Source organism: Micromonospora sp. NPDC047756 (assembly GCF_055587245.1).
This window is the reverse complement of record NZ_JBVJGQ010000003.1, coordinates 78839-103352: the sequence shown is the minus strand read 5'-3', so window position 1 is coordinate 103352 and position 24514 is coordinate 78839. Positions and strand designations below refer to the sequence as shown.

Below are 24514 nucleotides of genomic sequence, written 5' to 3'. Positions count from 1 at the left end.
TCCGCCCTGGTTCGTACCCGGCCGGTGGTGACCGTCGGTGGCTGAGTTGACGCGCGGTGTGCGGATCGGTGTGGATGTCGGTCAGGTGCGGGTGGGCGTGTCCCGCTCGGATCCGGACGGGATCTTGGCAACGCCGCTGGTCACGCTGGCCCGCGATCTCACAGCGGCGCCGGATGCGGTGCCGAGCGACCTCGCCGAGTTGGCCGCGTTGGTGGCCGAACATGAGGCGGTCGGGGTTGTCGTCGGTCTTCCGGTCAATCTCGCCGGCAAGCACGGTCCTGCGGCCGCCCATGTGAAGGCGTACGCTGACCGACTGGTCGATGTGATAGCGCCTGTCCCGGTAACGCTCACTGACGAGAGGATGTCGACCGTGGTCGCTTCTCGTAGGCTTGCCGAGCGTGGCGTCCGAGGTAAACGTCAACGTGCGGTTGTCGATCAGGCGGCCGCGGTGGAGATCCTGCAGAGCTGGCTGGACGCGCAGCGGAGGCGGACGTAATGATCGACGATCTGGATCTTGGGTTCGACGATGCGGAGCGGGGGGAGAAGGGTCGGCACCGGCGCGGCTTCCGCAAGCGCAAGAGCGGGTCCGGGGGCGGCCGGGGCAAGACCTTCCTGGCTCTGCTGATGGCCCTGCTCCTGTTGGGCGGCATCGGCGGTGGCGCGTTCTACGGCTTCGACCGTATCCAGAACTACTTCGTCACCCCCGACTACGACGGCAGCGGGGCCGGTGAGATCACCGTCGAGATCAAGGCCGGCGCGCTGCTCGCCGACATGGCCGACGCCCTCGTGGCGGCCGACGTGGTGAAGAGCCAGAAGGCGTTCATCGAGGCGGCCGAGGCCAACTCGCGCAGCAAGAACATCCAGCCGGGCACGTACAAGCTGCGCAAGCAGATGAGCGGCGCGAACGCGGTGACCGCGATGCTCGACCTGAAGAACAAGATCGTCAACGGGTTGACCATCCCCGAGGGCCGCACCAGCTTCAACATCTACAAGCTGCTCTCCGAGAAGACCAAGATCCCGGTCAAGAACTTCCAGGCCGCCGCGAAGGACCCGGAAGGGCTCGGCGTCCCGGACTGGTGGTACACGCGCGGCGACGGCAAGAAGAGCGTCAAGTCCATCGAGGGTTTCCTGTTCCCGGACACCTACGAGATCCCGCCGAAGTCCACCGCCGACAGCATCCTCAAGCTGATGGTGAACCGTTTCCTCTCGGTGACCGGTGAGATGAAGTTCGCCGACCGGGTGCAGGAGGAACGCAAGGTCAGCCCGTACGAGGCGCTGATCGTGGCATCGCTGGCGCAGGCCGAGGCGGGCAACAAGGACGACCTCGGGAAGGTCGCCCGGGTCGCCTACAACCGCGCGTACGGCGAGTTCCCGTGCAACTGCCTGGAGATGGACGTCACCGTCAACTACTACCTGGAGTCGATCGGCAAGCCGACCAAGTCGTCCAAGCAGATGACGGCGGCCGAGCTGGACGACCCGAAGAACCCGTACAACCGCAAGCTGCCGGGCATGATCCCCACCCCGATCAACAACCCGGGCAAGCAGGCCCTGGAAGGGGCGATGGACACGCCGACCGGCAAGTGGCTCTATTTCGTGGCCATCGACAGGGAAGGCCACTCGGAGTTCGCCGAGACGTACGAGCAGCACCGGCGCAACGAGAACAAGGCTCGGGAGGCCGGCATCATCTGACCGACCGGTTCACGCCGTAAAGGCTCCCTCCCCATTGCGCCCACAATTGTGGTCGCTGCCGGGAAGGGAGCCTTTACGCTTTTAGTTCTGACGTGCAATTACTGCGTCATTGTCAGTGACTGGTGCCGGTCCACGTGCCGGTGCGCGGGTTGAGGAACGTCCACACGCCGTTGCTGTTCTGCTTGCGCAGACCGAACGTGCGGTTGTAGCCGTAGTAGAAGTAACCGGTCTGGGTGCTCGTGTCGAACCCGGTGTTGCGGTTGACCGCGCCGTACGCCTTGCCCCAGGTCTGCGGCCCGACGGAGCCGTCGATGCCGATGTTCATCACGTCCTGCCAGGTCCTGGTCTTGGCAGCGGTGTTGGAGCCGAACTCCCCGTCGATGAAACTGGTGCCGACGGTGCCGCTCAGGTCGTCGGCCCAGATGATGGCCTGCCAGAGCCGCACGATGTTGCCGCCGCGCACGCAGGAGCTGGAATTGCACAGCTGGTGGTTGTCCGACCAGCTGCCCGCTGCGGCGTCCGCCCGCGCCGGTGCGGCGGCCATCAGCGAAAGGCTGAAAGCCGCAGCAATGGCGATGAGGGCGCGGAGAATGCTTTTGTTCAAGGTTTCCCCTTATTCGATCGGCGCTTGCCTCCTCGGGGATGCTTTCACCAACGTCGATGGGGGTCAAGTAATAACCCGGTCGTGCGGGGCGATCGGTGAGCCCGTTGCCTGGTGCCCGGGCGAGGGTGCTGGGTAGGGTCGATCCCGACGTGCGGCCGAGAGCGGGGAAGTGATGTCGACAGTGACCGGGCCATCGGCCGCGACCGGCGGTGACCGTGTCGACCCGTAGGGCCGCGGTGCTGGGCAAGCCGATCGCGCACTCCCTCTCCCCGGTGATCCACACCGCGGGTTACGTCGCCGCCGGGCTGACCGGGTGGTCGTACACCCGGATCGAGTGTGCGGCGGCGGAGCTGCCGGATCTGGTCGCCGGCCTGGGCCCGGAGTGGGCCGGGCTGTCGGTGACCATGCCGGGCAAGGAGGCGGCGCTCGCCGTGGCCGCCGCCGCGTCGCCGGTCGCCGCCGCCGTCGGCGCGGCCAACACGTTGGTACGCCGTCCGGACCGCTCCTGGTACGCGGACAACACCGACGTCGCCGGCATGGTGCGGGTGCTCACCGACGCCGGTGTGACGGCCGGTGCCGCGGTGACGGTGCTCGGCGCCGGCGGGACGGCCCGCGCCGCGCTCGCCGCTGCCGCTCAACTGGCCTGCTTGTCGGTGACGGTGGTGGCCCGCCGACCCGAGGCGGTCGACGAGTTGCGCCCGGTGGCGGACGCGGTGGGTGTCGCGCTGACGCCCGCTTCGTGGGCGGATGCGCCCCGGCGGCTGGGCACTGCCGACGTGGTCGTGTCCACGGTGCCGAAGGGGGTGGCCGACCCACTGGCCGCCATGGTGGCCTGGCGGTCGGGCGCGGTGGTCTTCGACGCGCTCTACGATCCGTGGCCGACGCCGTTGGCGACGGCCGCCGACGCGGCCGGTTGCCGGATCGTCTCCGGTCTGGATCTGCTGCTGGCTCAGGCGGTCGGGCAGTTCGAGCAGTTCACCGGCGTGACCGCGCCGACGGCGGCGATGGCCGCCGCGCTGACCGCCGCCCGCGCCGGCTGACGGCCCGGACAGGCAGCCCCGACGTCCCGGCGGCTGGTGGCTTCCCACGGATCCGTTGACTCCGCGCGTGCCACACGGGCAAGGTGTGGGGCGGGCTCCGGTCGCGCCTGTGGCGGTTTCTTAGCTGACGGTTAAGACGCGCTTACGGAAAACTGTCCTACCTGCCACATGTCCTGGTCATCGATACGCTGCTCACCGTTACGGACGCAGACACAGGGAGTTTCCTTGACCAGGCACGGACTGCACCGCATCACCCGGTTCCGCTCCGGGCCCCGGCGTAAGGCGATTGCCATCGGCGTGGTCGGCGGTTCGGTGGTGGCCGGCATCGTGGCGACGATGATGCCGCTGCTCGCCAGCGACGACCTGTCGATCCGGGCGGCGGCCGACACCACCGCCACCGCGGTGTCGCAGGACGGTGACAACGCGGCCAAGTCGACGCTGGCCACCTGCGCGGCACGCTGCGACGGCAACCCGCGCGGCGGCCGCGAGGCGGTCATCGAGTTCGCGGTGACCACCGTGCCGTCCACCGCGGTCAACATCCGGGCGACGCTGCGGGTGCACGCCTGGCAGCAGTTCGCCGCCACGGTGACGGCGCACGCCTCGCCGCTGAGCGCCCGCGAGTCGCGGCCGCCGCTGACGCCGGCCGGTGCCGCACTGGACAGCGTGACCAGCGTGTCCAAGGGCTTCAACGAGTGGGACGTCTCCAAACTGGTCACCGGCAACGGCACCTGGACGGTCTCGTTGGCGCAGAGCGGCCTGGAGAGCCGGATCTACTGGGCGTCGGTCGAGAACCGCAACCCGGACCTGCGACCCAGCCTGCTGATCAGTTACGACCTCGGGTCCCCACCGTCGCCGGTGACGCCCACCCGGCCGGCGCCGCCGCCGTCGCCGAGCGCGTCGCCGACCACCGCCGCGCCGAAGCCGTCGCCGACCATCGCGCCGACCCGGACGGCGACCCCGAGCGCCAGTGGCACCCTGCCGTCCGGCAAGTGTGGTTCCGTCTCGGACAAGCTCGTCCCGTCCTGTGGCGCCTGGTGGGGCATGTACTCGCCCGCCGGCGCGTCCGGCGGCTGGGACCACGGCAAGGCCGTCTCCGATGTGGAGGCTCAGGTCGGGCGCAAGTTCGACATCGTGCACCGCTACCACGACTTCTCCAACGCCGGCAGCAACGGCGCCTTCCCCGACATGTACGAGCAGCAGCAGATGCGCGAAGGCCGGTTGATGTTCTTCGCCTGGGAGTCCCGGGACTTCTCCGCCGGCACCACCCTGAAGTGGTCGGACGTCTACGGCGGCAAGCAGGACGGCACCATCGACGCGGTCGCGGGCCGGATCAAGGCCGCCGGTGTGCCGGTCTTTATCGGTTTCGACCACGAGCCGGAGGACGAGCCGAACAAGGGCAGCGACGCCGATTTCGTGCGGGCCTGGCGCTACGTCCACGAGCGGTTCGCCGACGCCGGCGCGACCAACGCGGTCTGGGTCTGGACGATGATGGGCTGGTCCGGGCACTACTCCCGGTACGCCGGCCTGTACCCGGGTGACCGGTACGTCGACTGGGTGGCGTACGACCCGTACAACTTCCACGTCTGCAACGGCAGCACGGTGTGGAAGAGCCCGAGCACGACGGTCGGTGGCTTCTACCGGTGGCTGGACGACAACGGCATCGGCGCGGGCAAGCCCCGGATGCTCGCCGAGTTCGGCACCAACTTCAACTCCGCCGACCTGGGCGCCAAGCAGCGCTGGTTCCAGGAGTTCCCGGCGGCGCTGAAGGAGCACCCGAAGATCAAGGCGGCCATCTACTTCAACTCGGCCGGCATGACCAGCCGCACGTCGACCTGCGACATGACGATGAACCACGACGCCGCGGCGGTGGCCGGTTTCGCGAAGGCCGGCCAGGACCCCTACCTGCGGCAACCCACCGGAGGTAACCGCTGACGTTCGAAACGGGCTGACCGGACGACGTTCGCCGGGGGTCGCGCAGCCGATCCTCCGGCGTTCTGTCGGCTTGCGGATTCATGCACCGCCCAATCGGCGGATTTTGTTTACCAGGCTGGACGAGGCACGCTACCTCGGGTTCTCATCCAATCTGGAGGCGCAGCGTGCCCAAACTCTCGCACTTGTGGCGTTTTGCAGGACGACGTCGTACTCGGGCGGGGATGGTCGCGTTGGCGATCATCGCCGCAGCTCTGGGCGTGCCCACGACCGCGTCGGCCGCGGTGGTGCCGGCCCCGGCCACGGCGACTCTGGTGTCGGCGAACCCCGCCGACGCGACCCCGCACGCCCGCGACGGTGAGACCCGTGCCTTCGCGCAGGTGGGCAACTCGGTCTTCGTCGGCGGCAGCTTCACCCAGCTCCGGCAGACCGCCAGTTCCGCGTGGGTGACGCAGCGCTACCTCTTCGCGTACGACCGGACCACCGGCACCATGTCGACCACCTTCCTGCCGGTGCTCGACGGCGCGGTCAACACCCTGCTCGCCGGCCCCGGCGGCACGCTGATCGTCGGCGGCGCCTTCAAGAACGTCAATGGCGTCTCCCGGAAGAACCTGGTGGCGCTCAACCCGTCCACCGGCGCGATCGTCGACAGCTGGGTCGGGCGCTCGGACGGCGGCACCGTCCGTGACCTGGCGCTGCACGGCAACTGGCTGTACGTGGCCGGCGCGTTCAACTGGCTCAACGGCACCGCGCACTCCGGGCTCGGCCGGCTCAACGCGACCACCGGCGCGATCGACCCGAGCTTCAGCATCGACGCCACCGTCGGGCGGCACGGCACCACGTCGTACGTCTGGACCATCGACGTCGCGCCCGACGGCGACACGCTCGTCGTCGGCGGTAACTTCACCCTCGTCAACGACCTGCCGCGCAACCAGATCGCGTTGGTGGACGTCTCCGCGACCCCCGCGCTGATCGACTGGAGCAGCGAGAAGTTCGTGGCGCCGTGCGCCTCGCCGACGACCTTCGTGCACTATGTGCAGGACGTGAAGTTCGGTGGCGACGGCAGCTGGTTCGTGATCGGCACCAACGGCGGCGCCGGCTGGCCGGCCGCGTACTGCGACGCCCTGGTGCGCTTCGAGACCGCCGCGCGGGGCAGCGGCCAGCTCGCCACCTGGGTCGACTACACCGGCAACGACACCATCACCTCGGTCGAGGTGGCGGACAACGTCATCTACCTGGGTGGGCACTTCCGTTGGCTGAACAACCCGAACGCCAGTGACAACGCGGGTTCGGGCGCGATCGACCGGCTCGGCATCGCCGCCGTCACTCCGGCGACCGGCATGCCGGTGAACTGGAACCCGCGCCGTAGCGGCAGCGCCTCGATGCCGTCGGGCACCAGCAACTGGGGTTCGTCGGTGCCGGTGCTCTGGCGCGGCTCGGACGGCCTCTACTTCGGGCACAACTCCGACGGCATGGGCGAGGAGTACCACGGCCGGCTCGGTATGTTCCCGCTCGCCGGCGGACGCACCTTCACCCCGAAGAACCCGCCGTCGGCCACCACCGGCAACCTCTACCTCGGCACCGCCTCCGGCACCCTGGCGAAGGTGCCGTTCAACGGCACCGAGCTGGGCACCGCGACCAGCGTCAGCCAGCCCGCGTACACGGCGGCCGGCGCGACGTGGCGGGTGGACGACCGGATCTACTGGTCGCACACGGTGGCCGGCACGCCCACCGGCAGTCGGATCGACATCTCGCTCTTCAACGGGGGCGCGATCGGCTCGCCGTGGGAGGCATCCGGCTACAACGACTGGTACAACCCGGCGTTGCTGACCGGTGCCTTCTTCCTCGACGGCCGGCTCTACTACACCCGTACCGGGGCGAACAACCTCTACTACCGCTACTTCGAGATCGACGGCAACTACCTGGGCGCCACCGAGTTCGCCCTGCCGACCACCGGTGTGACCTGGTCCACGGTGCGGGGGATGGCCTGGGTCGGCGGCCGGATCGTCTACGGCTCCACTGACGGCGCGCTGCGGAGCCTGCCGTTCGACCCGACGGCGGCGCCGAGCGCGGTGGTCAACGGCACCACGGCGACGGTCATCAGCAGCGCAACGCCCGAGTTGTCCTGGTCTACCCCATCGACATTCTTCTCCGTACAGTAAGGGTCAACCGTTCGTAACGGAGCATCGGTAGATTGTTCACGTTGGGCCGGTGGCGGGTACGCACCGCCGCCGGCCCGCGACGGTGGGGGAGGGTCGTTGCTCGGCGCCGGTGGCATCCGAACGAGACGCGCGGTGCGTCTGGTCTTCGCGGTCAAACGCGGCTGGTATCAGCTCCGTTACCGACGTTTGACGCTCGGTCGGGACGTGGAGATCCGCGGCCGCATCCGGCTGCGCCGCGGTGTGCGGGTGACCATCGGTGACCGCACCCGGTTGAACAAACTCGTCCGCTTCGCCGGCCCCGGCGAGGTACGCGTCGGCGCGGACTGTCTGCTCAACGCCACCTGGATCGGCACCTGGACGTCGGTGACCGTGGGGGACCGGTGCCTCCTGTCGGACTGCGAACTGCTCGACAACGACTTCCACAACCTGCCCCCCGAGCAGCGGCACGCGCCGCCCGGCCCGCTCACCCGTGCCCCGATCGTTCTCGAGGACAACGTCTGGGTCGGCGCGCACGCTCTGGTCCTGAAGGGCGTGCGGGTCGGCCGGGACAGCGTCGTCGGCGCGGCGACTGTGGTCCGCACGGACGTACCGCCCGGCGTCGTGGTCGTCGGCAATCCTCAACAGACGGTGAAGAAGTTCCATGACTGATGCAGCGCCCGCCCCCTGGACCACGGACGGCCCGTCCTCCGGCACCTCGCGTTCCGTGACACTGACCGACCTGCTGCGGGTGCCGATGCACCGGTTGCGGTTGGTCGGGGCGGTCGCCATGGTCGGTCTGCTCGCCGCGCTCGGCTACGTGCTGCTGGTGCCGGCGGCGCTGTCCGCGAGCGCGGTGGTCGCGGTCCGGCCGGTCGTGACAGACGCCTTCACCCCCAGCGGCGCGGGCGCCGACCGCGCGGTCAACATGAACGTGGAGAGCGGCATCGCCACCGGCACCGAGGTGGTGCAGCGCCTCGCCGAAACGGCCGGCGGCGACCCGCGTGACATCCGTAACGCGCTCGAGGTCGAGGTGCCCACCGGTGGGCAGATCCTGCGCTTCACCTACCAGGCGCGCGAGGCGCACCAGGCCGTGCAGAGCGCCAACAGGGCCGCCGAGGCGTACCTGAGCGTCCGCCGGAGCATGTACGAGCAGCAGCGCGCCGAGATGCTGCGCTCCTACGACGCCAGCATCACCAAGGTCGCCGCCCAGCAGACCGCTTTGCAGAAGCGGGCGAACACCGCCAAGGACACCGCCGCCGGTGACGCGTTGGTGGCCGAGCTGGCCGGGATCAACAACCAGCTCACCCAGCTCAACGCCGCCCGTACCGAGATCGCGGCGGTCGACGTCAACCCCGGATGGGTCACCCAGACCGCCGAGAAGGCGCTGGTCACCTCCGCCGGGCACCGGCCGCTCTACCTGGTCGCCGGCCTGCTCGGTGGCGCGCTGGTCGGCATCGTGCTGGCGTACCTCTGGGAGTCGACCGACCGGCGGGTCCGCTCGGTCGCCGACGGCCGGGAGGCCTCCGGCCTGCCGCTGCTCGGCACGGTGCGCCGGCCGGCGTTCCGGGGCAGCCCCCGGGCCGTCGACGCGGACATCCGGTACGTGGCGATGGCGGTCGCCGAGCGGGTCCGGCAGCCGGCCCGGGTGGCGCTGGTCACCGCCCGGGAGGACGCCACCGGGCTCACCGCCGGTCTCGCCGTGGCGCTGGCGGTGGACGGCCGGGAGGTCTTCGTCGCCGACGACAGCGGGCGGATCGAACGGCTACGAGCCAGCGTTCTCGCCGACCGGGGGCGGCTGCCCATCGACCCGTCCCGGCCGCTGGTGCCCAAGCCCCGGCCGGCCGGCAGCACACCGGCCGCCGCTGCCGCCACGGAGAGCACGCCGGCCCGTCGGCCCTCCCCGCACCCGCCCGGCGCCCGCCCGTCCACCGACCCCGACGCCACCCTGACGCTGCCGAGGGTGGCGTCCGCCCGCCCGGAGAACAGCCGCGTCGTCACTCCCGACGAGGTTGTCGTGGGTGTGGGCAGCGTCCGGTTCGGCACCTGGCGGCAGGGCGCGGACCACGGCCTGGTCCTGTTCAACGCCCCGCCGGCCGAATCCGACGAGCGTGGCGTGGCCGTGGCCCGGCAGGGCAGCGCGGTGGTGGTCGTGGAGCGTGACCGCACCCGGCAGGGCGACCTGCGGCGCCTGGTGGAGCGGCTGAGGGCCGCCGGGGTCACCCCGCTGGGCTTCGTGCTCACCAGAAACGGCCGGGCCTGAGCGTGTCGGTGACCCGCGCCCCGGCGACCGAACCACCACCCGGAGGCGCTCCGCGGGAGCCCGCGCCGGTGCCGCCGGCCGCGCCGCCGCTACTGCCGCTCTGGCCGCTGTCGATGATGTTCGGCCTGGTGCCGCTCTGGTGGCTGCTCGGCGCGTTCTACCTCGGCTGGCCGCTGCTGGGCGCGCTGCTGTTGGCGTTGCTGCTGACCCGGGGGCGCGTGCCGCTGCCGCCGGCGGTCGGCATCTGGCTGCTCTTCCTCGCCATCGTGGTGGTCAGCGCCACCCAGTTGTCGTCGCCCGCCTCGCTGCTCACGTTCGCCCTGCGGCTGGCCTTCTACCTGACCGCGCTGGTGGTCGGCGTCTACGTCTACGCTGCCGCCCGGGAACGCGCCAGCCTGGTGGCGGTGCTCACCCCGCTCTGCGCGTTCTGGTTCGGGCTGGTGGCGCTGGGCTGGCTCGGGGTGCTCGTGCCCCGGTTGGCCATGACGACCCCGATGGAGGTGCTGCTGCCCGGCGGGGTGGCCGGCACCCCGTTCATCCAGGACATGGTGCACCTCACCACCGCTGAATACAGCGCCCGTTCGCTCAACCCGATCTTTCGACCGGCCGCGCCGTTCGCGTACACCAACAACTACGGCAGCGCGTACGCGATGACCCTGCCCTGCGTGGTGGCCTTCGCGATGCTGCGCCGGCAGGGGCTGCTGCGCTGGGCGCTGCTGGCGTCGCTGCCGCTGTCGCTGGCGCCGGCGTTCCTCACCCTCAACCGGGCGATGTTCCTCAGCCTCGGCGCCGGGCTGGCGGTGCTCGGGGTGCGGGCCAGCCTGCGCGGCAACGTCCGGGTGGCCGCCTCCATCGTCGGGGTCGTGGTGATCGGTGGGTTGGCCACCCTGTTCATCCCGATCACCGAGCTGATCAGCAAGCGGGTCGACTCCAGCGACACGAACACCGACCGGCTCTCGCTCTACACCGAGGTGATCCGCCGGGTGCAGGAGTCGCCCTGGTTGGGTTACGGGGCTCCGGTGAACGTCGACACGGTGTCGGCGGCCGCGCCGATCGGCACCCAGGGGCAGTTGTGGATGGTGCTGTTCAGCCACGGCGTACCCGCGCTGATCTGCTTCCTGGCGTGGTTCGTCGCCGCGGCGGTGATCTGCGCGCGGGCGACGTCGGCGGCCGGGCAGTGGCTGGCGGTGGTGCCGGTGGTCTGCCTCGTGCAGGTCCCGTTCTACGGCATGGCGAACCAGAACCTGGCCGTCGCGTTCTTCGCCGTGGCCTTCGCGATGGCGCTGACCGAACGTGAACGGCTGATCCGGCCGTCCGGGCCGTCGCCGACGTCCGCGCGAACCGCGCCGGTGCCCGCGTGACCGCCGCGACCCGACCGTCGGCCGGTGCCGACGAGGGCCGGCCCACGCACACCCCGATCGAGGATCAGGCCGCTTCGCCCACCGGGGACACCGGCTCGGCCGAGACCCGCCGCAGCGCCCGTAGCGGAGTCGCGGGGTTGCTCGGCGCCGCCACCAGCGGCTTGTTCGGGTTCGTCCTGGCCGTCGTGATCACCCGGGGGTACGGCACGACCGGCTCGGGCGCGTTCTTCGCCGCGATCGGGGTCGTCACCGTGGCGACCGCGATCTGCACCCTCGGCGCGGAGACCGGCCTGATGTGGGCGCTGCCCCGGCGCACTGCGGGGGCACGCGGCGACGCGGCCCGGGTGCTCCCGGTGGCGCTGATCCCGCCGCTGCTGACCGCGCTCGTGGTCGCCGGCGCGGGTGTGCTCGCCGCCGACGCGCTCGCGCCCCGACTGCTCGGCGACTCCCTCACCAACGGCGAGGCGCTGCTCACCGCCACGTTCGCCGCGGTGCCGGTGGTGGTCGCGATGACCCTGCTGCTCGCCGCGCTGCGCTGCGTACGGCCCATCCGGGCGTACGTCGGGGTGCAGTTCCTGCTGCTGCCGGTCGCCCGCCCGGTGCTGGTCGGTGCCGCCGCCCTGGCCGGTGGTGGTCTGCTGGCCGGCATGACCGGCTGGTTGGTGCCGGCGGCGTTGGCGCTGCTGGCCTGTCTCACCCTGGTCGCCGGCCCGCTCGGGCTGGGCCGGGGTGCGGCGCTGCGACCGCACCGCGCCGACTGGTCCACGTTCTGGCGCTTCGCGCTGCCCCGGGCCGCCTCGGCGGCGATCGACGCCGGCAACATGTGGATCGGTGTGCTGCTCACCTCGGTGCTGGCCGGGCCGTCGGACGCCGGTGTCTTCGGCGCCGTCGGGCGGTACGTGCTGGCCGGTCAGTTGGCCATGCAGGGGCTGCGGGTGGCGGTGTCGCCGCAGCTGTCCCGGCTGCTCGGGCGGGGTGAGCGGGCCGCTGCGGCGGCCGTGCACCGGCAGTTGACCACCTGGGGCCTGGTGCTGTCCTGGCCGGTGTACCTGCTGCTGGCGGTCTTCGCGCTGGCCTTCCTTCAACTGTTCGGGCCGGAATTCACCGCCGGTGTGCCGGCGATGACGGTGCTCGCGCTGGCGATGCTGGTCAACACCGGAGTGGGCAACGTGCAGAGCCTGCTGCTGATGGGCGGGCGCAGCGGGCTGCACCTGGTCGCCACCGTCGCCGGGTTGACGGTGACCGTCTCGCTGGGCCTCTGGCTGATCCCCCGCTACGGCGCGACGGGCGCGGCCGTGGCCTGGGCGGCCGGCATCGCCACCGAGAACCTCACCGCCGCCGGGTTCGCCCGGTCGGTGGTTCGGGAGCCGCTGTTCGACGCCGCGATGGTGCGTGCCGCGGCGGCCACGATCGCCGGTGTGGGCCTGGCCGCCGGGGCCGGCGTGCTGGTGGGCGGTCGCGGCCTGCCCGGCCTCGCGGTGGCGTTGGCGGTGCTGCTGACCGGCTGCGTCGGCATGTTGACGTTGCCCCGGGTGCGCGCCGGCATCCGGGGGACCATGAGGCAGATCCGTGGAGGGGGCAACGCGGCCGCGGCCGCACCCACCTCGGCATCGACGAGAGGCAGGTGAGGTTCGTCGTGGTGTCCATCCGTGACCGGGTCAAGCAGTTGGTTCCGACCCAGGTGACCACCCGGGTGAAGGAGTCGCTCGTCGACTACGGCGTTCGCACCAGCGACCGCCGGCCGCTGCCGGACTTCCTGATCATCGGGACCAAACGGGGTGGCACCACCTCCCTGTGGAACTACCTCATCCAGCACCCGTTGGTGCCCCGGCTCTTCCCCGCGTGGAACACCAAGTCGGCGCACTACTTCGAGGAGCACTGGGGCCGCGGCGAAGCCTGGTACCGCTCGCACTTCCCGACCGAGCGGCAGCGCGAGGCCCTGGCCAAGCGGCACGGCGGGCCGGTCCGGGTCGGTGAGGCCGCCCCGCTGTACATGTTCCACCCGCTCGCCGCGCAGCGGGTCTCCGCGCTGATGCCGTCGGTGAAGCTCATCGTGCTGCTGCGGGACCCGGTGGAGCGGGCGTACTCGCACTGGAAGGAACGCCGCACCCACGGCATCGAACCCCTGGACTTCGCCGCCGCCCTCGCCGCCGAGCCGGAACGCACGGCGGGGGAGCGGGAACGGTTGATAGCCGAGCCGGAGTCGTTCAGCGAGCCGTACGACTGGTACACGTACCGGGCCCGGGGGCGTTACCTAGAGCACCTGGAGCCGTGGCTGGAGCGCTTCGACGCCGGGCAGATCCTCTTCCTGCCCAGCGAGGACCTGTACCGCGACTCGCGGGCGACCTACCGACGGACCCTGGACTTCCTCGGTCTGCCGGCGTACGACCTGCCCAACTTCAAGGTCTACAACGATCGGCGCTCGGCACCGCTGGAGCCGGACGTGCGCGCCGAGCTGACCGAGTACTACCGGCCGTACAACGACGCGTTGCGGCAACGGCTCGGGCTGGACCTCGACTGGGCGGACCGGGCGGCGTGACGACAGGAGTGGACCCGGCCACCGACCCGCGTTCGCGGGTGGACGGCCTGGGTTGGGTGAGCCGCGCGGTCTTCCCGGACGACCGGGTCGGCCTGACCGTGGCCGGTGTCCCGCCGGCCGGTCACCGGACGGTGGCCCGGTACGCGGTGGTGCCCTCGGTCGCCCGGGCCCGGTTCCTGGTGCCGTTGGGCGCGCCCCGGGCCGGGGCGGCGTCCCTGTTGGCCTACAACGCCCTGCGGCCACCGAAGGTGCGCGCGCTGCGGGCGGTGCTGGGTGGGCTGGCCCGGTTCGGTCGGGCGGGGCTCGCGCCCTTTCCCACGTTGACCGTCTCGGTGCCGGCCGGGGTGCCGGCCGCGGAGCTGCTGCTGAGCGAGCGGCTCTCCGCCGACCTGGGTGACACGCCGCTGCTGGCCGCGTTCGGGGTCCGCCCACCCGACCCGAACGGCAAGCCCACCCTGCAACTCTTCAGCGCCGACGGGCGGGCGCGCGGCTACGCGAAGATCGGTTGGAACGACGCGACCCGCGCGCTGGTCAGCGCGGAGGCGGCGGCGCTGCGGGCGCTCCGCGAGGTGGTCGGCGTCGCCGACCATCCGACGCCGCCGCGGCTGCTCACCGAGACGTCCTGGGCGGGTCAGGTGGTCGCGGTGATCGAACCGCTGCCTCCGGCGGTACGCGGGGTGCCGGTGGACGACCCGCCCCGGATCGCGGCGCTGCTCGCGGTCGCCCGGCGGGGTGGCCCGGCGGGCACACCTCGACCGCTGGTCGACTCGACCTTCCTGCGCCGGCTGGCCGATCAGGCCGGCCGGGCCGCCGCGACCGAGCCGGCCGGTGCGCGGGCGGTCGCCGCGGTCTCGGCGTTGGCCCGCCGGCACGGCGACACCAGCGTCGAGTTCGGTCACTGGCATGGTGACTGGGTGCCGTGGAACCTGGGCTGGCACGCCGGCCGGCTGGTCGCCTGGGACTGGGAGCACAGCGGGCCGGACGTGCCGGTCGGCTTCGACCTGGCGCACGACGCGTTCCAGCGGGCCCTCGTGCTGCGCGGGGAGCCGGCCGACGCCGCCGCCTCGGCCGTGGACGGACATTTGAGCCGGCACGGCGAGCGGCTCGGTCTCGACGCCGCGCAGCGCCGGCTCGTCGCCGACGCGTACCTGGTGGAGATGTGGTTGCGGACGTGGCGGCTGGCCGACGCGGGGGCGGGCTGGAACGCCGCTCTGCATCCCGCACTCCTGGACGTCATCGAGAAAAGACATAGCGGCTGATCTGGAGGAATCGCGGCGACGACGGTACGCCGCAGAGTGACGACATAATCGCAGGTGGTGATGACGATCGATGGACCTCGGACGTTCGGTGCACCGCACCGCCCGCTGTGGAGATCGCCATCTCGGCCGGTCGCGCTATTCAACGACCGGGAATCGTGTGATCTGCTTCTGCCTGGCGTGAACTGAAATTCCAAGCGAACTTGTGGGGAGTCGCGTGGACACGAACAACGACGACAGTGGGGCACCGGTGCTGCTGCTGGTCGGCTCCAGCGGTGGCCATCTGGCCCAACTACTGGCCCTGCGGCCCTGGTACGAACAGTGGCGACGCTGCTGGGTCACCTTCGACACCCCGGAGGCGGTGTCGCTGCTGGCCGGCGAGGACCTGGTGCCGGCGCACCACCCGACCACCCGCAACGTGCCGAACCTGCTGCGCAACGCGCTGCTGGCCTGGCGGGTGCTGCGGGCCCGGCGGGTCGCCGCCGTGGTCACCACCGGCGCCGGGGTCGCGGTGCCGTTCGTGGTGCTGGCCCGGCTGCGACGCATCCCGACCGTCTACATCGAGGTGTACGACCGGATCGACACCCCGACGTTGACCGCTCGGCTGTGCCGGCCGTTCCTGTCCGCGATGCTCGTGCAGTGGGACGAGCAGCGCCGGCAGTATCCCGAGGCGACAGTCGTCGGGACGCTGCTGTGACCGGGGAGACGGGCACCGCCCGGCGTTCGCAACCCCGCCCGGGCACCGAGGCGGCCCGCCTGCCGCGCCAGCGCGACAGCTCGGCGGTCGCCCAGCTCCGACTGCTGGTCGCGGTGGGCACCGACAAGCACCCCTTCGACCGGCTCGTCGACTGGTTGGCGCAGTGGCACGCGCAGGCCGCCGGCCCGATCGGGCTGACCATGCAGCACGGGCACACCACCGCGCCCCAGCTCAGCGGCGCGGTGCCGTTCCTCGGCCACGACGCGTTGCAACAGGCGATGATCGACGCGGATCTGGTGGTCTGCCACGGTGGCCCGGCGACCATCCTGGAGGCCCGCCGGCACGGCCACCTGCCCATCGTGGTGCCCCGCGACCCGGCTCGCGGTGAACACGTCGACAACCACCAGCTCCTCTTCGCCCGCCGGCTCGGCGCCGCCGGGCTGGTGGCGCTCTGCGAGACCCGGGAGGCCCTGCACGACGCGTTGGCCGCCGGGCTGGCCGACCCGTCCCGGTACGCGGTGGCCGCCGACCCGGAGGCACACGAGGCACGCCGGGCGGCGGTGGCCCGGGTCGGGCAGATCGTCGACGACCTGGTGGCCCGTTCGACCCCGCGCCCACCCCGGTGGCGGGCCTGGTCCCGGCCGCGCCCGGGTACGGAGGAGATTCGATGACCCAGCAGCCGACCGTCAGCGTCGTGGTGCCCACCCGGGACCGCCCCGAGCTGCTGCGGGCCGCGGTGCGCGCGATCCTGGCACAGGACCACCCGGCCCTGATCGAGGTCGTCGTGGTGTTCGACCAGTCCGCCCCGGACGAGTCGCTGACCGAGCTGGCGAGCGGCCCGGCCCGCGTGGTGCGGGTGATCGGCAACACCCGTACCCCCGGGTTGGCCGGTGCGCGCAACAGCGGCACCCTCGCCGCCGAGGGCGAGCTTGTCGCGTTCTGCGACGACGACGACGAGTGGCTGCCCGGCAAACTGGCCGCCCAGGTCGATGCCCTGGCCGGCGAGCCGGCCGCCGAGTTCGTCTGCTGCGGCATCCGGGTCAACTACGACGGGCACACCGTCGACCGGGTGCTCGACAAGGACCGGATCACCCTGGACGACCTGCTGCGCGATCGGATGACGGAGCTGCACCCGTCGACCTTTCTGATCCGCGCCAGCGCGCTACGCGACGGGTTCGGGCTGGTCGACGAGGAGATCCCGGGCAGCTACGCGGAGGACTACGAGTTCCTGCTGCGGGCCGCGCGCAGCGCGCCACTGATCAACCTGCGGACGCCGTCGGTGCTGGTCCGCTGGCACAAGCGCTCGTACTTCGCGCAGCGGTGGGACACCATCTCCGAGGCGTTGCAGTGGTTGCTCCAGCGCTACCCGGAGTTCGCCAGTCAACCGGCCGGCGAGGCCCGTGTCGCCGGGCAGATCGCGTTCGCCCAGGCCGCCTCCGGCGACCGCCGGGGCGCGCTGCGCTGGGCCCGGCGCACCCTGCGGAGCAACCCCCGCGAGCCACGCGCCTACCTGGCCCTCGCCGTCGCAGGTCGGGTGGTCCGGGCCGACGCGGTGCTGCGCACCCTGCACAAGCGCGGTCGGGGGATCTGAGCCAGCGTCGCCGCGCGTCGCGTCGCGTCGGCGGGTGCAGAGCAAAGGCCGTCCGGTGGTCGCCTTGCCTCGCGTCGCGTCGCGTTGGCGGGTGCAGAGCAAAGGCCGTCCGGTGGTCGCCTTGCCTCGCGTCGCGTCGCGTTGGCGGGTGCAGAGCAAAGGCCGTCCGGTGGTCGCGTCACTGGTTGTCGCGTGGGCGGGTGCAGAGCAAAGGACGTCCAGTTCAGCGGGCGGCGGCGTCCGCTGGGCGGGACGCCCCGGGGAGCGCGCCGTGTCGGTGGCCCGCCGTGACAGACTGACCGCTGTGTTGCGCTGGCTGACTGCAGGTGAATCGCACGGTCCCGCCCTCGTCGCGATGCTGGAGGGGGTGCCGGCCGGCATCGAGGTGACCACCACCGAGATCGCCGACGAACTGGCCCGTCGACGGCTGGGCTACGGGCGGGGTGCCCGTATGTCGTTCGAGCGGGACGAGGTCGAGCTACTCGGCGGCCTGCGGCACGGCGTGACCCTGGGCAGCCCGGTGGCGATCAGGGTCGGCAACTCCGAGTGGCCGAAGTGGCAGACCGTGATGGCCGCCGACCCGGTCGACCCCGACGAGCTGGCCCGGCAGGCCCGCAACGCCCCGCTGACCCGCCCCCGGCCGGGCCACGCCGACCTGGCCGGCATGCAGAAGTACGGCCACACCGACGCCCGGCCGATCCTGGAGCGCGCCAGCGCACGGGAGACCGCCGCCCGGGTGGCCGTCGGCACGGTGGCCAAGGCGCTGATCCGGCAGGCGCTCGGCATCGAGATCGTCTCGCACGTCGTCGAGCTGGGACCGGTGGCCGCGAAGCCCGGGCTGCGGCCCACGCCGTCCGACGCCGCGCGGATCGACGCCGACCCGCTGCGCTGCCTCGACCCGGAGGCCAGCGCCCTGATGGTCGCCGAGGTCGACGCCGCGAAGAAGGCCGCCGACACCCTCGGCGGCGTGGTCGAGGTGCTGGCGTACGGGGTGCCACCGGGGCTGGGCAGCCACGTGCAGTGGGACCGCAAGCTTGACGCCCGGCTGGCCACCGCGCTGATGTCCATTCAGGCGATCAAGGGCGTGGAGATCGGCGACGGCTGGCAGCAGGCCCGCTCCCGCGGCTCGGAGGCGCACGACGAGATCATTCCGTCGGCCACCGGCGTCCGGCGGGTCACCGATCGGGCCGGCGGGCTGGAGGGTGGCATCACCACCGGCGAGCCGCTGCGGGTCCGCGCCGCGATGAAGCCGATCTCCTCGCTGAACCGGGCCCTCTCCACGGTGGACGTCACCACCGGTGAGCCGGCCACCGCGATCAACCAGCGTTCCGACGTCTGTGCGGTGCCCGCTGCGGCGGTGGTCGCCGAGGCGATGGTGGCGCTGGTGCTGGCCGAGGCGGCCACCGAGAAGTTCGGCGGAGACTCGATCGCCGAGATCCGCCGCAACCTGGCCGGGTACCTCGACGCGCTGGTCATCCGCTGATGGCGCCGGTCGTCGTGCTGGTCGGTGCCCCCGGCTGCGGCAAGACCACGGTCGGCCGGGCGCTCGCCGCCACCCTCGGCGTGGAGTTCCGCGACACCGACACCGACATCGAGCAGATGGCCGGGAAGCCGATCCCGGAGATCTTCATCGACGAGGGTGAGGCGCACTTCCGTACTCTGGAACGGGCCGCCGTGGCCGCGGCGCTGGCCGGCGGCACCGGCGTGCTCGCGCTCGGTGGCGGCGCGGTGCTGGCCGAGGAGACCCGAGCGGCCCTGATCGGGCACCGGGTGGTGCACCTGTCGGTCGAGTTGCCCGACGCGGTCAAGCGGGTCGGGCTCGGTGCCGGCCGGCCGCTGCTGGCGATCAACCCGCGGGCCACCCTCAAGCACCTGCTGGACCAGCGTCGGCCGCTCTACGCCGAGGTCGCCACCGAGACGGTGGTCACCGACGGTCGAGCCCCGGCGCAGGTCGTCGCGGACGTCGCCGCCCTCCTCCCACGCTGACCCCAACCCCACCCCCACGCCCCTCGTCGCCCCCGCGCCGCCCCTCCTGCGCCGATCTTGCACTTGCTGCGGGGACGCAAGGGGCATTCACCGCATCTCGGCAACCGAAAGTGCAAGATCGGCGCAAGGAGGCCCGGGGTGGGCCGCGGAGGGCGGGGTCAGGTTCGGGCTATCAGGTCCAGGACGTCGGAGAGGGCCTTCGGCTCGCTGAGCATCGGCCAGTGGCCGGTGGGCAACTCGTGCAGTTGGCCGTCGGCCAGGCCGGTGAAGAACGGGTGCTCCTGTTGGATCATCTGACGCACCACACCGAGCGGGAAGGTGCTGGCGACCAGCGCGGTCGCGACGGGCTGCCCACCGGTGCGTCGGACCGGGTCGGTGGCGGCCCGCAGCGGGTGCGGGGTCGCCCGGGTACGCAGCAGCGCGAGCGTCGGCTCGTCCAGGCCGGCCAGGTTCGTCGGGTCGGCGGCCGGATCCCAGGCCGGCGGCGGCAGCAGGTGCCCGGTGCCGATCGCTTCGCGTAGCCGCTGCTGCTCCTCCGGCGGCAGCGTGTCGAACTGTGCCGTGCCATCCGGCAACGGCCCACTCTCCACGTAGACGACCCGGGCGATCCGGTCCGGGATGCGGTCCGCCGCCTGGGCGACCGGCATCCCGCCGCCGGAGTGCCCGACCAGCAGGACGTCGTGCAGGTCCTCGACCTCGATCAGTCGGACGATGTCGGTGGTGTGGGTGTCCAGGTTGACCTCCGGCCCGGCGAGGTGGTCGCGTTCGGCCACCCCGGTCAGCGTCATCGGATGGACCTCGTGCCCCTGCGACCGCAGCGCGGTGGTCACGTCCCGCCACGCCCAGGCACCCAACCAGAATCCCGGCACCAGCACGAATGTCGCCATCTGTGGCTCCTTCTCTCGGTTACCGACAGACCGTACGATCTATTCCGGACAGGATCCGCCCGGTTTGAAGGAGTGGCCCGTGTCACATCCCGCGGGGCGGGTGCTGACCCTGCTCGAACTGCTGCAGACCCGGCACCGGTCGACGGCCGCCGAACTCGCCGGCCACCTCGGGGTGGACGAGCGGACCGTGCGCCGGTACGCGGCCACCCTCGTCGAGCTGGGCATTCCCGTCACCGCCGACCGGGGCCGCCACGGCGGCTACCGGCTGCACCCCGGTTACAAGCTGCCGCCGCTGATGCTCACCGACGACGAGGCGGTGGCCGTGCTGCTCGGCCTCGTCGTCGCCGACCGGGTCGGGCTCGCCACCGAGCAGCCCGCCACCGCCGCCGCGCTGGCGAAGATCCGCCGGGTGTTGCCGGCCGCGCTCGCCGACCGGCTCGCCGCCGTCCAGGAGCACCTGGGCTTCACCCTGCGCCGTCCGGAGGCCGAGCGCGGGCCGGCGTCCGGCACCCTGCTCGCGCTGGCCTCGGCCGCCCGGCACCGGCAGCGGGTGGCGCTGGACTACCGCTCCTGGCGGGGCGAGCGGTCGCACCGCGAACTCGACCCGTACGGGCTCGTCTTCCACGCCGGCCGCTGGTATGTCACCGGCCACGACCACCGGCGCGGGGAGATCCGAACCTTCCGACTGGACCGGATCGGCGCGGTGACGCCCGGAGTGGCGACGTTCACGGTGCCCGACGGCTTCGAGGCGGTGGCCTGGGTGACCCGGTCGCTGGCCGGTGTGCCGTACCGGCACGAGGTGGAGGTCGTGCTGGAGACCGACCTGGTCGCCGCCCGCCGCCGCATCCCGCCCAGCGTGGCCGAGGTGACCGCCACCGCCGACGGGGTGCTGCTGCGGGCCCGAGCGGAGAGCCTGCCCGGGATGGCGGCGCTGCTCGCCGGGCTGGGCTGTCCGTTCACCGTGCGGCAGCCGGACGCGCTGCGCGCCGCGGTGGCCGAGCACGCCCGCCGGTTGGCGGACTGGGCCGCTCGGCCAGCAGGTGGACAGCCGCCCTCCCCGCGCCGCCCGCTGGACTAGGCTGCCGGCGATGGACGAGGTGACCCGAATTCCGGTCGGCGGCGAGCGGCCGTACGACGTCTTGGTGGGACGTGACCTGCTGGGCGCGCTGCCCGGCCTGCTGCCCGGCGCGACCCGGGTGGCGGTGTTGCACGCGCCTCCGCTCAAGGCCCTCGCGGACGCGCTGGGCGAGCGACTGCGCGCCGCCGGCGTCGAGCCACTGCCGATCGAGGTGCCCGACGCCGAGTCGGGAAAGCACATCGAGGTGGCCGCCGCCTGTTGGGACCGGCTCGGGGCGGCGGGCTTCACCCGTACCGACGCGGTGGTCGGGGTGGGCGGCGGCGCGGTGACCGACCTGGCCGGCTTCGTCGCGGCCTGCTGGTTGCGGGGAGTGCGCTGGGTGCCGGTGGCGACCTCGCTGCTGGGCATGGTGGATGCCGCGGTGGGCGGCAAGACGGGCATCAACACGGCTGCCGGCAAGAACCTGGTGGGCGCGTTCCACCCGCCGGTCGGGGTGTTGGCGGACCTGGCCACTCTGGACAGCCTGCCCGCGGTCGACCTGGTGGCCGGGTTGGCCGAGGTCGTCAAGTGCGGGTTCATCGCCGACCCGACGATCCTGGATCTCATCGAGAACGACCCGGAGGCCGCCACCGACCCCCGTGGCCCGGTGAGCCGGGAGCTGATCGAGCGGGCCATCCGGGTCAAGGCCGACGTGGTCGCCGGCGACCTGCGCGAGTCGGGCCTGCGAGAGGTGCTCAACTACGGTCACACCCTGGCCCACGCCATCGAGCAGAACGAGGGCTACCGCTGGCGGCACGGCCACGCCGTCGCCGTCGGCCTGGTGTACGCGGCCACCCTTGCCCGGCTCGCCGGGCGGTTGGACGCCCCGACCGCCGACCGGCACCGGGTCACGCTGAGCGCGCTGGGCCTGCCGGTGAGCTACCCGGCCGAGGCCTGGCCGAAGCTGTTGCCCACGATGCGGGTGGACAAGAAGGCCCGGGGCAGTCGACTGCGCTTCGTGGTGCTCGACGGGCTGGCCCGCCCGGCGATGTTGGAGGGCCCCGACGACGCGTTGCTGGAGGCCGCCTACCGGGAGGTGGCAACCCCGTGAGCGCGAGTGAGGCGGGCCGGCCAGCGCCGCAGACGCGAGCGACGGAGAAGGTCTACGTTCTGAACGGCCCGAACCTGGGCCGGCTGGGCACCCGCGAACCCGACGTGTACGGCGCGACCAGCTACGCGGACCTGGTGGCGCTCTGCGAGAGCACGGGTCGGGAGCTGGGGCTGGCGGTGACGGTCCGGCAGACCGACGCGGAGCACGAGCTGCTCGGCTGGCTGCACACGGCGGCCGACGAGGGCGCCGCGGTGGTGCTCAACCCGGCCGCCTGGTCGCACTACTCGTACGCGGTGCGGGACGCCTGCGCCATGCTGCGCGGGCCGCTGGTGGAGGTGCACATCTCCAACATCCACACCCGTGAGGAGTTCCGGCACCACTCGGTGGTCTCGGCGGTGGCGACCGGGGTGATCTGCGGTCTCGGGATCGACGGATATCGTCTGGCTCTGCACCATCTGGCCACCCGCTGAGGGCCCACCGACTGGGCGCTCCGAACGGGGGGCCGTCCGATTCGACGCAGCTTGTAGACTTGCCAGGTCTGTCCGCCAATTGATGATCAAGGCAGGAAATGGCCTCCACCAACGACCTCAAAAACGGCCTGGTACTCAACCTTGACGGCGAGCTCTGGGCCGTCGTCGAGTTCCAGCACGTCAAGCCCGGTAAGGGTGGTGCCTTCGTGCGCACCACGCTGAAGAACGTGCTGTCCGGGAAGGTGGTCGACAAGACCTTCAACGCGGGCACCAAGGTCGAAACCGCGACCGTTGACAAGCGCACGATGCAGTACCTGTACGCCGACGGTGAAGACTTCGTCTTCATGGATCTGGAGACCTTCGACCAGATCACCGTGCCCGGTGGCACCGTCGGTGAGGCAGCCAACTACCTGCTGCCCGAGGCGGAGGCGACCGTCGCCCAGCACGAGGGTGTGCCGCTCTACATCGAGCTGCCCACCAGCGTCGTGCTGGAGGTCACCTACACCGAGCCCGGCCTGCAGGGCGACCGTTCGACCGGCGGCACCAAGCCGGCGACCGTGGAGACCGGCGCCACCGTGCCGGTTCCGCTGTTCATCACCACCGGCGAGAAGATCAAGGTCGACACCCGCGACGGCCGTTACCTCGGCCGCGCCTGATGGCTGAGGGTTCCAAGCAGCAGATGCCGGCGCGCCGTAAGGCGCGCAAGCGGGCGCTGGATGTCCTCTACGAGGCCGACCTGCGGGACAAGCCGCCGGTGGAGGTGCTCGCCGGCTACGTGCAGCGGATCGAGCAGCCCCGGCCGGAGCATCTCGGCTACGCGGTGGGCCTGGTCGAGGGGGTTGCCGAGCACCTCAACCGGATCGACGAGCTGATCGCCAGCTACGCCGAGGGGTGGACGCTGGAGCGGATGCCGGTCGTCGACCGTAATCTGGCCCGGATCGCCGTCTACGAGTTGCTCTACGTCGACGAGATCGACGACGCGGTGGCGATCAGCGAGGCCGTCGAGCTGGCTCGGCAGATGTCGACGGACGATTCGCCGCGCTTCCTCAACGGGGTGCTCGGCCGGATCGCCGAGTACGCCACCCGCTGAGCGTCCGCACCGGACACCGCGAATCGGAAAGGGCCCGTGCCAACCGGCACGGGCCCTTTCGGTGGAGCGGCAGATCAGGTGGAGCGGCAGATCAGGAGGCGAAGAACGCCCGGGGGTCGGCCACCAGCACGCCGTGCTCGGTGAGCCGCTCGATCAGGCCCGACGGTGAGGCGTCGTAGACGATCGCGAGCGCCCGCAGGTCGTCGGCGCGGATGGAGAGCACCCGGCCGTTGTAGTCGCCGCGCTGCTGCTGGATGGCGCGGGCGTAGCGGGCGACGTAGGCCAGGTCCTCGGAGGCCTCGTCGTAGAGCCGCTCCAGGTCCAGGACAATCTTGCTGGTGGGCTCGTGACGGACGCCACTGCCGTCAGGCAGCAGCTCCGAGACGGGTACGCGGTAGAACTCGGCCAACTCGGCCAGACGGGATACCGTCACGGCCCGGTCGCCACGCTCGTAAGAGCCGACCACCACGGCCTTCCACCGCCCGTTCGACTTTTCCTCCACACCCTGCAGGGAGAGACCCTGCTGCTGGCGGATGGAGCGCAGGCGGGCGCCCAGCGACTTGGCGTATTCAGAGGGCATTCGGACACTCCCAGTGCTGCTCGGGGTTCTCCCGTCGATCGCTACGGAGCGTGACGGTACGGGGAATGCGACACGTGGTCAAGTGGTCGTGCCCCTACCGTTGCGGGCCGTCCGGGGAGTTTTCCCCTTTTCCGGTACCTGACCCGGTGGTCAGTGGCCGCCGGCCATCACCCCGGTGACCACTGGTAACGTGGCGGAAGCCCCGGCCCAGGTCCGCTGAGCGGTC

At 71.8% G+C, this 24514-nt stretch carries 24 protein-coding genes; 21 read left to right on the top strand and 3 right to left on the bottom strand.

All coding sequences use genetic code 11. From position 1 onward, the window contains the following. Positions 1–37: 37 nt before the first annotated feature. Together ruvX and mltG are read left to right on the top strand one after the other, a co-directional pair. On the top strand, positions 38–496 hold the full coding sequence (gene ruvX / locus ACZ6NZ_RS09915) for a Holliday junction resolvase RuvX (protein ID WP_124857577.1): 459 nt from the start codon (positions 38–40) through the stop codon (positions 494–496). After that, on the top strand, positions 496–1689 hold the full coding sequence (gene mltG / locus ACZ6NZ_RS09910; protein WP_465857548.1) for an endolytic transglycosylase MltG: 1194 nt from the start codon (positions 496–498) through the stop codon (positions 1687–1689). Before ruvX ends, mltG begins: the two co-directional genes overlap by 1 nt. A gap of 112 nt (positions 1690–1801) precedes the next feature. Here mltG and ACZ6NZ_RS09905 read toward each other — a convergent pair whose 3' ends face one another. Further along, positions 1802–2233: a peptidoglycan-binding domain-containing protein gene (locus ACZ6NZ_RS09905; protein WP_366611748.1), complete on the bottom strand. Its 432-nt coding sequence runs from the start codon at positions 2231–2233 to the stop codon at positions 1802–1804. A gap of 269 nt (positions 2234–2502) precedes the next feature. Here ACZ6NZ_RS09905 and ACZ6NZ_RS09900 point away from each other — a divergent pair, with 269 nt between their 5' ends. The 14 genes from ACZ6NZ_RS09900 (at position 2503) to ACZ6NZ_RS09835 (ending at position 19093) form a co-directional block, all read left to right on the top strand. After that, complete coding sequence (locus tag ACZ6NZ_RS09900; RefSeq protein ID WP_465857546.1) at positions 2503–3333, top strand: shikimate dehydrogenase; 831 nt, start codon at positions 2503–2505, stop codon at positions 3331–3333. Positions 3334–3558: 225 nt separating this feature from the next. Further along, positions 3559–5265 carry a glycosyl hydrolase gene (locus tag ACZ6NZ_RS09895; RefSeq protein WP_366611745.1) on the top strand — a complete coding sequence of 569 codons (1707 nt, stop codon included), beginning with the start codon at positions 3559–3561 and terminating at the stop codon, positions 5263–5265. Between the two features lie 221 nt (positions 5266–5486). Continuing rightward, positions 5487–7424 carry a hypothetical protein gene (locus ACZ6NZ_RS09890; RefSeq protein WP_465857544.1) on the top strand — a complete coding sequence of 646 codons (1938 nt, stop codon included), beginning with the start codon at positions 5487–5489 and terminating at the stop codon, positions 7422–7424. Positions 7425–7556: 132 nt separating this feature from the next. Beyond that, entirely contained in the window at positions 7557–8072 is a 516-nt protein-coding gene (locus tag ACZ6NZ_RS09885) for an acyltransferase (RefSeq protein ID WP_355009213.1), read from the top strand. Next, positions 8065–9663, top strand: coding sequence for a lipopolysaccharide biosynthesis protein (locus ACZ6NZ_RS09880; RefSeq protein ID WP_465857542.1), 1599 nt, complete (start codon positions 8065–8067; stop codon positions 9661–9663). The genes ACZ6NZ_RS09885 and ACZ6NZ_RS09880 overlap by 8 nt, the downstream gene beginning before the upstream one ends. A gap of 68 nt (positions 9664–9731) precedes the next feature. Continuing rightward, a complete protein-coding gene (locus tag ACZ6NZ_RS09875; RefSeq protein ID WP_465857540.1) occupies positions 9732–11024 on the top strand; it encodes an O-antigen ligase family protein in 1293 nt (430 codons plus the stop codon). Positions 11025–11080: 56 nt separating this feature from the next. Further along, positions 11081–12652, top strand: coding sequence for a lipopolysaccharide biosynthesis protein (locus tag ACZ6NZ_RS09870; RefSeq protein ID WP_465858401.1), 1572 nt, complete (start codon positions 11081–11083; stop codon positions 12650–12652). Between the two features lie 8 nt (positions 12653–12660). Beyond that, a complete protein-coding gene (locus ACZ6NZ_RS09865) occupies positions 12661–13563 on the top strand; it encodes a sulfotransferase domain-containing protein (RefSeq protein ID WP_366611856.1) in 903 nt (300 codons plus the stop codon). After that, on the top strand, positions 13560–14822 hold the full coding sequence (locus ACZ6NZ_RS09860; RefSeq protein WP_465857538.1) for a hypothetical protein: 1263 nt from the start codon (positions 13560–13562) through the stop codon (positions 14820–14822). Before ACZ6NZ_RS09865 ends, ACZ6NZ_RS09860 begins: the two co-directional genes overlap by 4 nt. A 214-nt stretch (positions 14823–15036) precedes the next feature. Beyond that, complete coding sequence (locus ACZ6NZ_RS09855; RefSeq protein WP_124821238.1) at positions 15037–15516, top strand: glycosyltransferase family 28 protein; 480 nt, start codon at positions 15037–15039, stop codon at positions 15514–15516. Beyond that, positions 15513–16187 carry a glycosyltransferase gene (locus tag ACZ6NZ_RS09850; protein WP_465857536.1) on the top strand — a complete coding sequence of 225 codons (675 nt, stop codon included), beginning with the start codon at positions 15513–15515 and terminating at the stop codon, positions 16185–16187. Before ACZ6NZ_RS09855 ends, ACZ6NZ_RS09850 begins: the two co-directional genes overlap by 4 nt. Continuing rightward, positions 16184–17107 carry a glycosyltransferase family 2 protein gene (locus tag ACZ6NZ_RS09845; protein ID WP_465857534.1) on the top strand — a complete coding sequence of 308 codons (924 nt, stop codon included), beginning with the start codon at positions 16184–16186 and terminating at the stop codon, positions 17105–17107. Before ACZ6NZ_RS09850 ends, ACZ6NZ_RS09845 begins: the two co-directional genes overlap by 4 nt. Before the next feature lie 304 nt (positions 17108–17411). Further along, positions 17412–18590, top strand: coding sequence for a chorismate synthase (gene aroC, locus ACZ6NZ_RS09840; RefSeq protein ID WP_357196238.1), 1179 nt, complete (start codon positions 17412–17414; stop codon positions 18588–18590). Further along, positions 18590–19093 (top strand): shikimate kinase, encoded by a 504-nt coding sequence (locus ACZ6NZ_RS09835; RefSeq protein WP_355009205.1) that lies wholly within the window; start codon positions 18590–18592, stop codon positions 19091–19093. Before aroC ends, ACZ6NZ_RS09835 begins: the two co-directional genes overlap by 1 nt. Positions 19094–19251: 158 nt before the next feature. Here the strand turns inward: ACZ6NZ_RS09835 and ACZ6NZ_RS09830 are convergent, their stop codons facing one another. After that, positions 19252–19980, bottom strand: a complete 729-nt coding sequence (locus ACZ6NZ_RS09830) for an alpha/beta fold hydrolase (protein ID WP_465857531.1) — start codon at positions 19978–19980, stop codon at positions 19252–19254. 79 nt (positions 19981–20059) lie between these two features. On the opposite strand from ACZ6NZ_RS09830, the gene ACZ6NZ_RS09825 reads away from it, so the two are divergent. From ACZ6NZ_RS09825 to nusB, 5 genes are all read left to right on the top strand, one after another. Beyond that, positions 20060–21058 (top strand): helix-turn-helix transcriptional regulator, encoded by a 999-nt coding sequence (locus ACZ6NZ_RS09825; protein WP_465857529.1) that lies wholly within the window; start codon positions 20060–20062, stop codon positions 21056–21058. A 10-nt stretch (positions 21059–21068) separates the two neighbouring features. After that, entirely contained in the window at positions 21069–22148 is a 1080-nt protein-coding gene (gene aroB / locus ACZ6NZ_RS09820) for a 3-dehydroquinate synthase (protein ID WP_465857527.1), read from the top strand. Beyond that, entirely contained in the window at positions 22145–22618 is a 474-nt protein-coding gene (gene aroQ, locus ACZ6NZ_RS09815; protein WP_465857525.1) for a type II 3-dehydroquinate dehydratase, read from the top strand. Before aroB ends, aroQ begins: the two co-directional genes overlap by 4 nt. A gap of 98 nt (positions 22619–22716) precedes the next feature. After that, positions 22717–23274: an elongation factor P gene (gene efp, locus ACZ6NZ_RS09810; RefSeq protein ID WP_007458344.1), complete on the top strand. Its 558-nt coding sequence runs from the start codon at positions 22717–22719 to the stop codon at positions 23272–23274. A 23-nt stretch (positions 23275–23297) separates the two neighbouring features. Continuing rightward, positions 23298–23708, top strand: a complete 411-nt coding sequence (nusB, locus tag ACZ6NZ_RS09805; protein ID WP_184188983.1) for a transcription antitermination factor NusB — start codon at positions 23298–23300, stop codon at positions 23706–23708. Positions 23709–23799: 91 nt separating this feature from the next. Here nusB and bldD read toward each other — a convergent pair whose 3' ends face one another. After that, a complete protein-coding gene (bldD, locus tag ACZ6NZ_RS09800; RefSeq protein WP_007458348.1) occupies positions 23800–24288 on the bottom strand; it encodes a transcriptional regulator BldD in 489 nt (162 codons plus the stop codon). Between the last annotated feature and the right edge of the window lie 226 nt (positions 24289–24514).

What these genes read in the sequence shown, in the direction of transcription:
- ACZ6NZ_RS09890 (WP_465857544.1), top strand. Translation starts at nt 5,487, where the DNA reads ATGGTCGCGTTGGCGATCATCGCCGCAGCTCTGGGCGTGCCCACGACC.
- ACZ6NZ_RS09830 (WP_465857531.1), bottom strand. Translation starts at nt 19,980, where the DNA reads ATGGCGACATTCGTGCTGGTGCCGGGATTCTGGTTGGGTGCCTGGGCG.
- efp (WP_007458344.1), top strand. Translation starts at nt 22,717, where the DNA reads ATGGCCTCCACCAACGACCTCAAAAACGGCCTGGTACTCAACCTTGAC.
- ACZ6NZ_RS09880 (WP_465857542.1), top strand. Translation starts at nt 8,065, where the DNA reads ATGACTGATGCAGCGCCCGCCCCCTGGACCACGGACGGCCCGTCCTCC.
- bldD (WP_007458348.1), bottom strand. Translation starts at nt 24,288, where the DNA reads ATGCCCTCTGAATACGCCAAGTCGCTGGGCGCCCGCCTGCGCTCCATC.
- aroB (WP_465857527.1), top strand. Translation starts at nt 21,069, where the DNA reads ATGGACGAGGTGACCCGAATTCCGGTCGGCGGCGAGCGGCCGTACGAC.
- ACZ6NZ_RS09835 (WP_355009205.1), top strand. Translation starts at nt 18,590, where the DNA reads ATGGCGCCGGTCGTCGTGCTGGTCGGTGCCCCCGGCTGCGGCAAGACC.
- mltG (WP_465857548.1), top strand. Translation starts at nt 496, where the DNA reads ATGATCGACGATCTGGATCTTGGGTTCGACGATGCGGAGCGGGGGGAG.
- nusB (WP_184188983.1), top strand. Translation starts at nt 23,298, where the DNA reads ATGCCGGCGCGCCGTAAGGCGCGCAAGCGGGCGCTGGATGTCCTCTAC.
- ACZ6NZ_RS09905 (WP_366611748.1), bottom strand. Translation starts at nt 2,233, where the DNA reads ATGGCCGCCGCACCGGCGCGGGCGGACGCCGCAGCGGGCAGCTGGTCG.
- ACZ6NZ_RS09845 (WP_465857534.1), top strand. Translation starts at nt 16,184, where the DNA reads ATGACCCAGCAGCCGACCGTCAGCGTCGTGGTGCCCACCCGGGACCGC.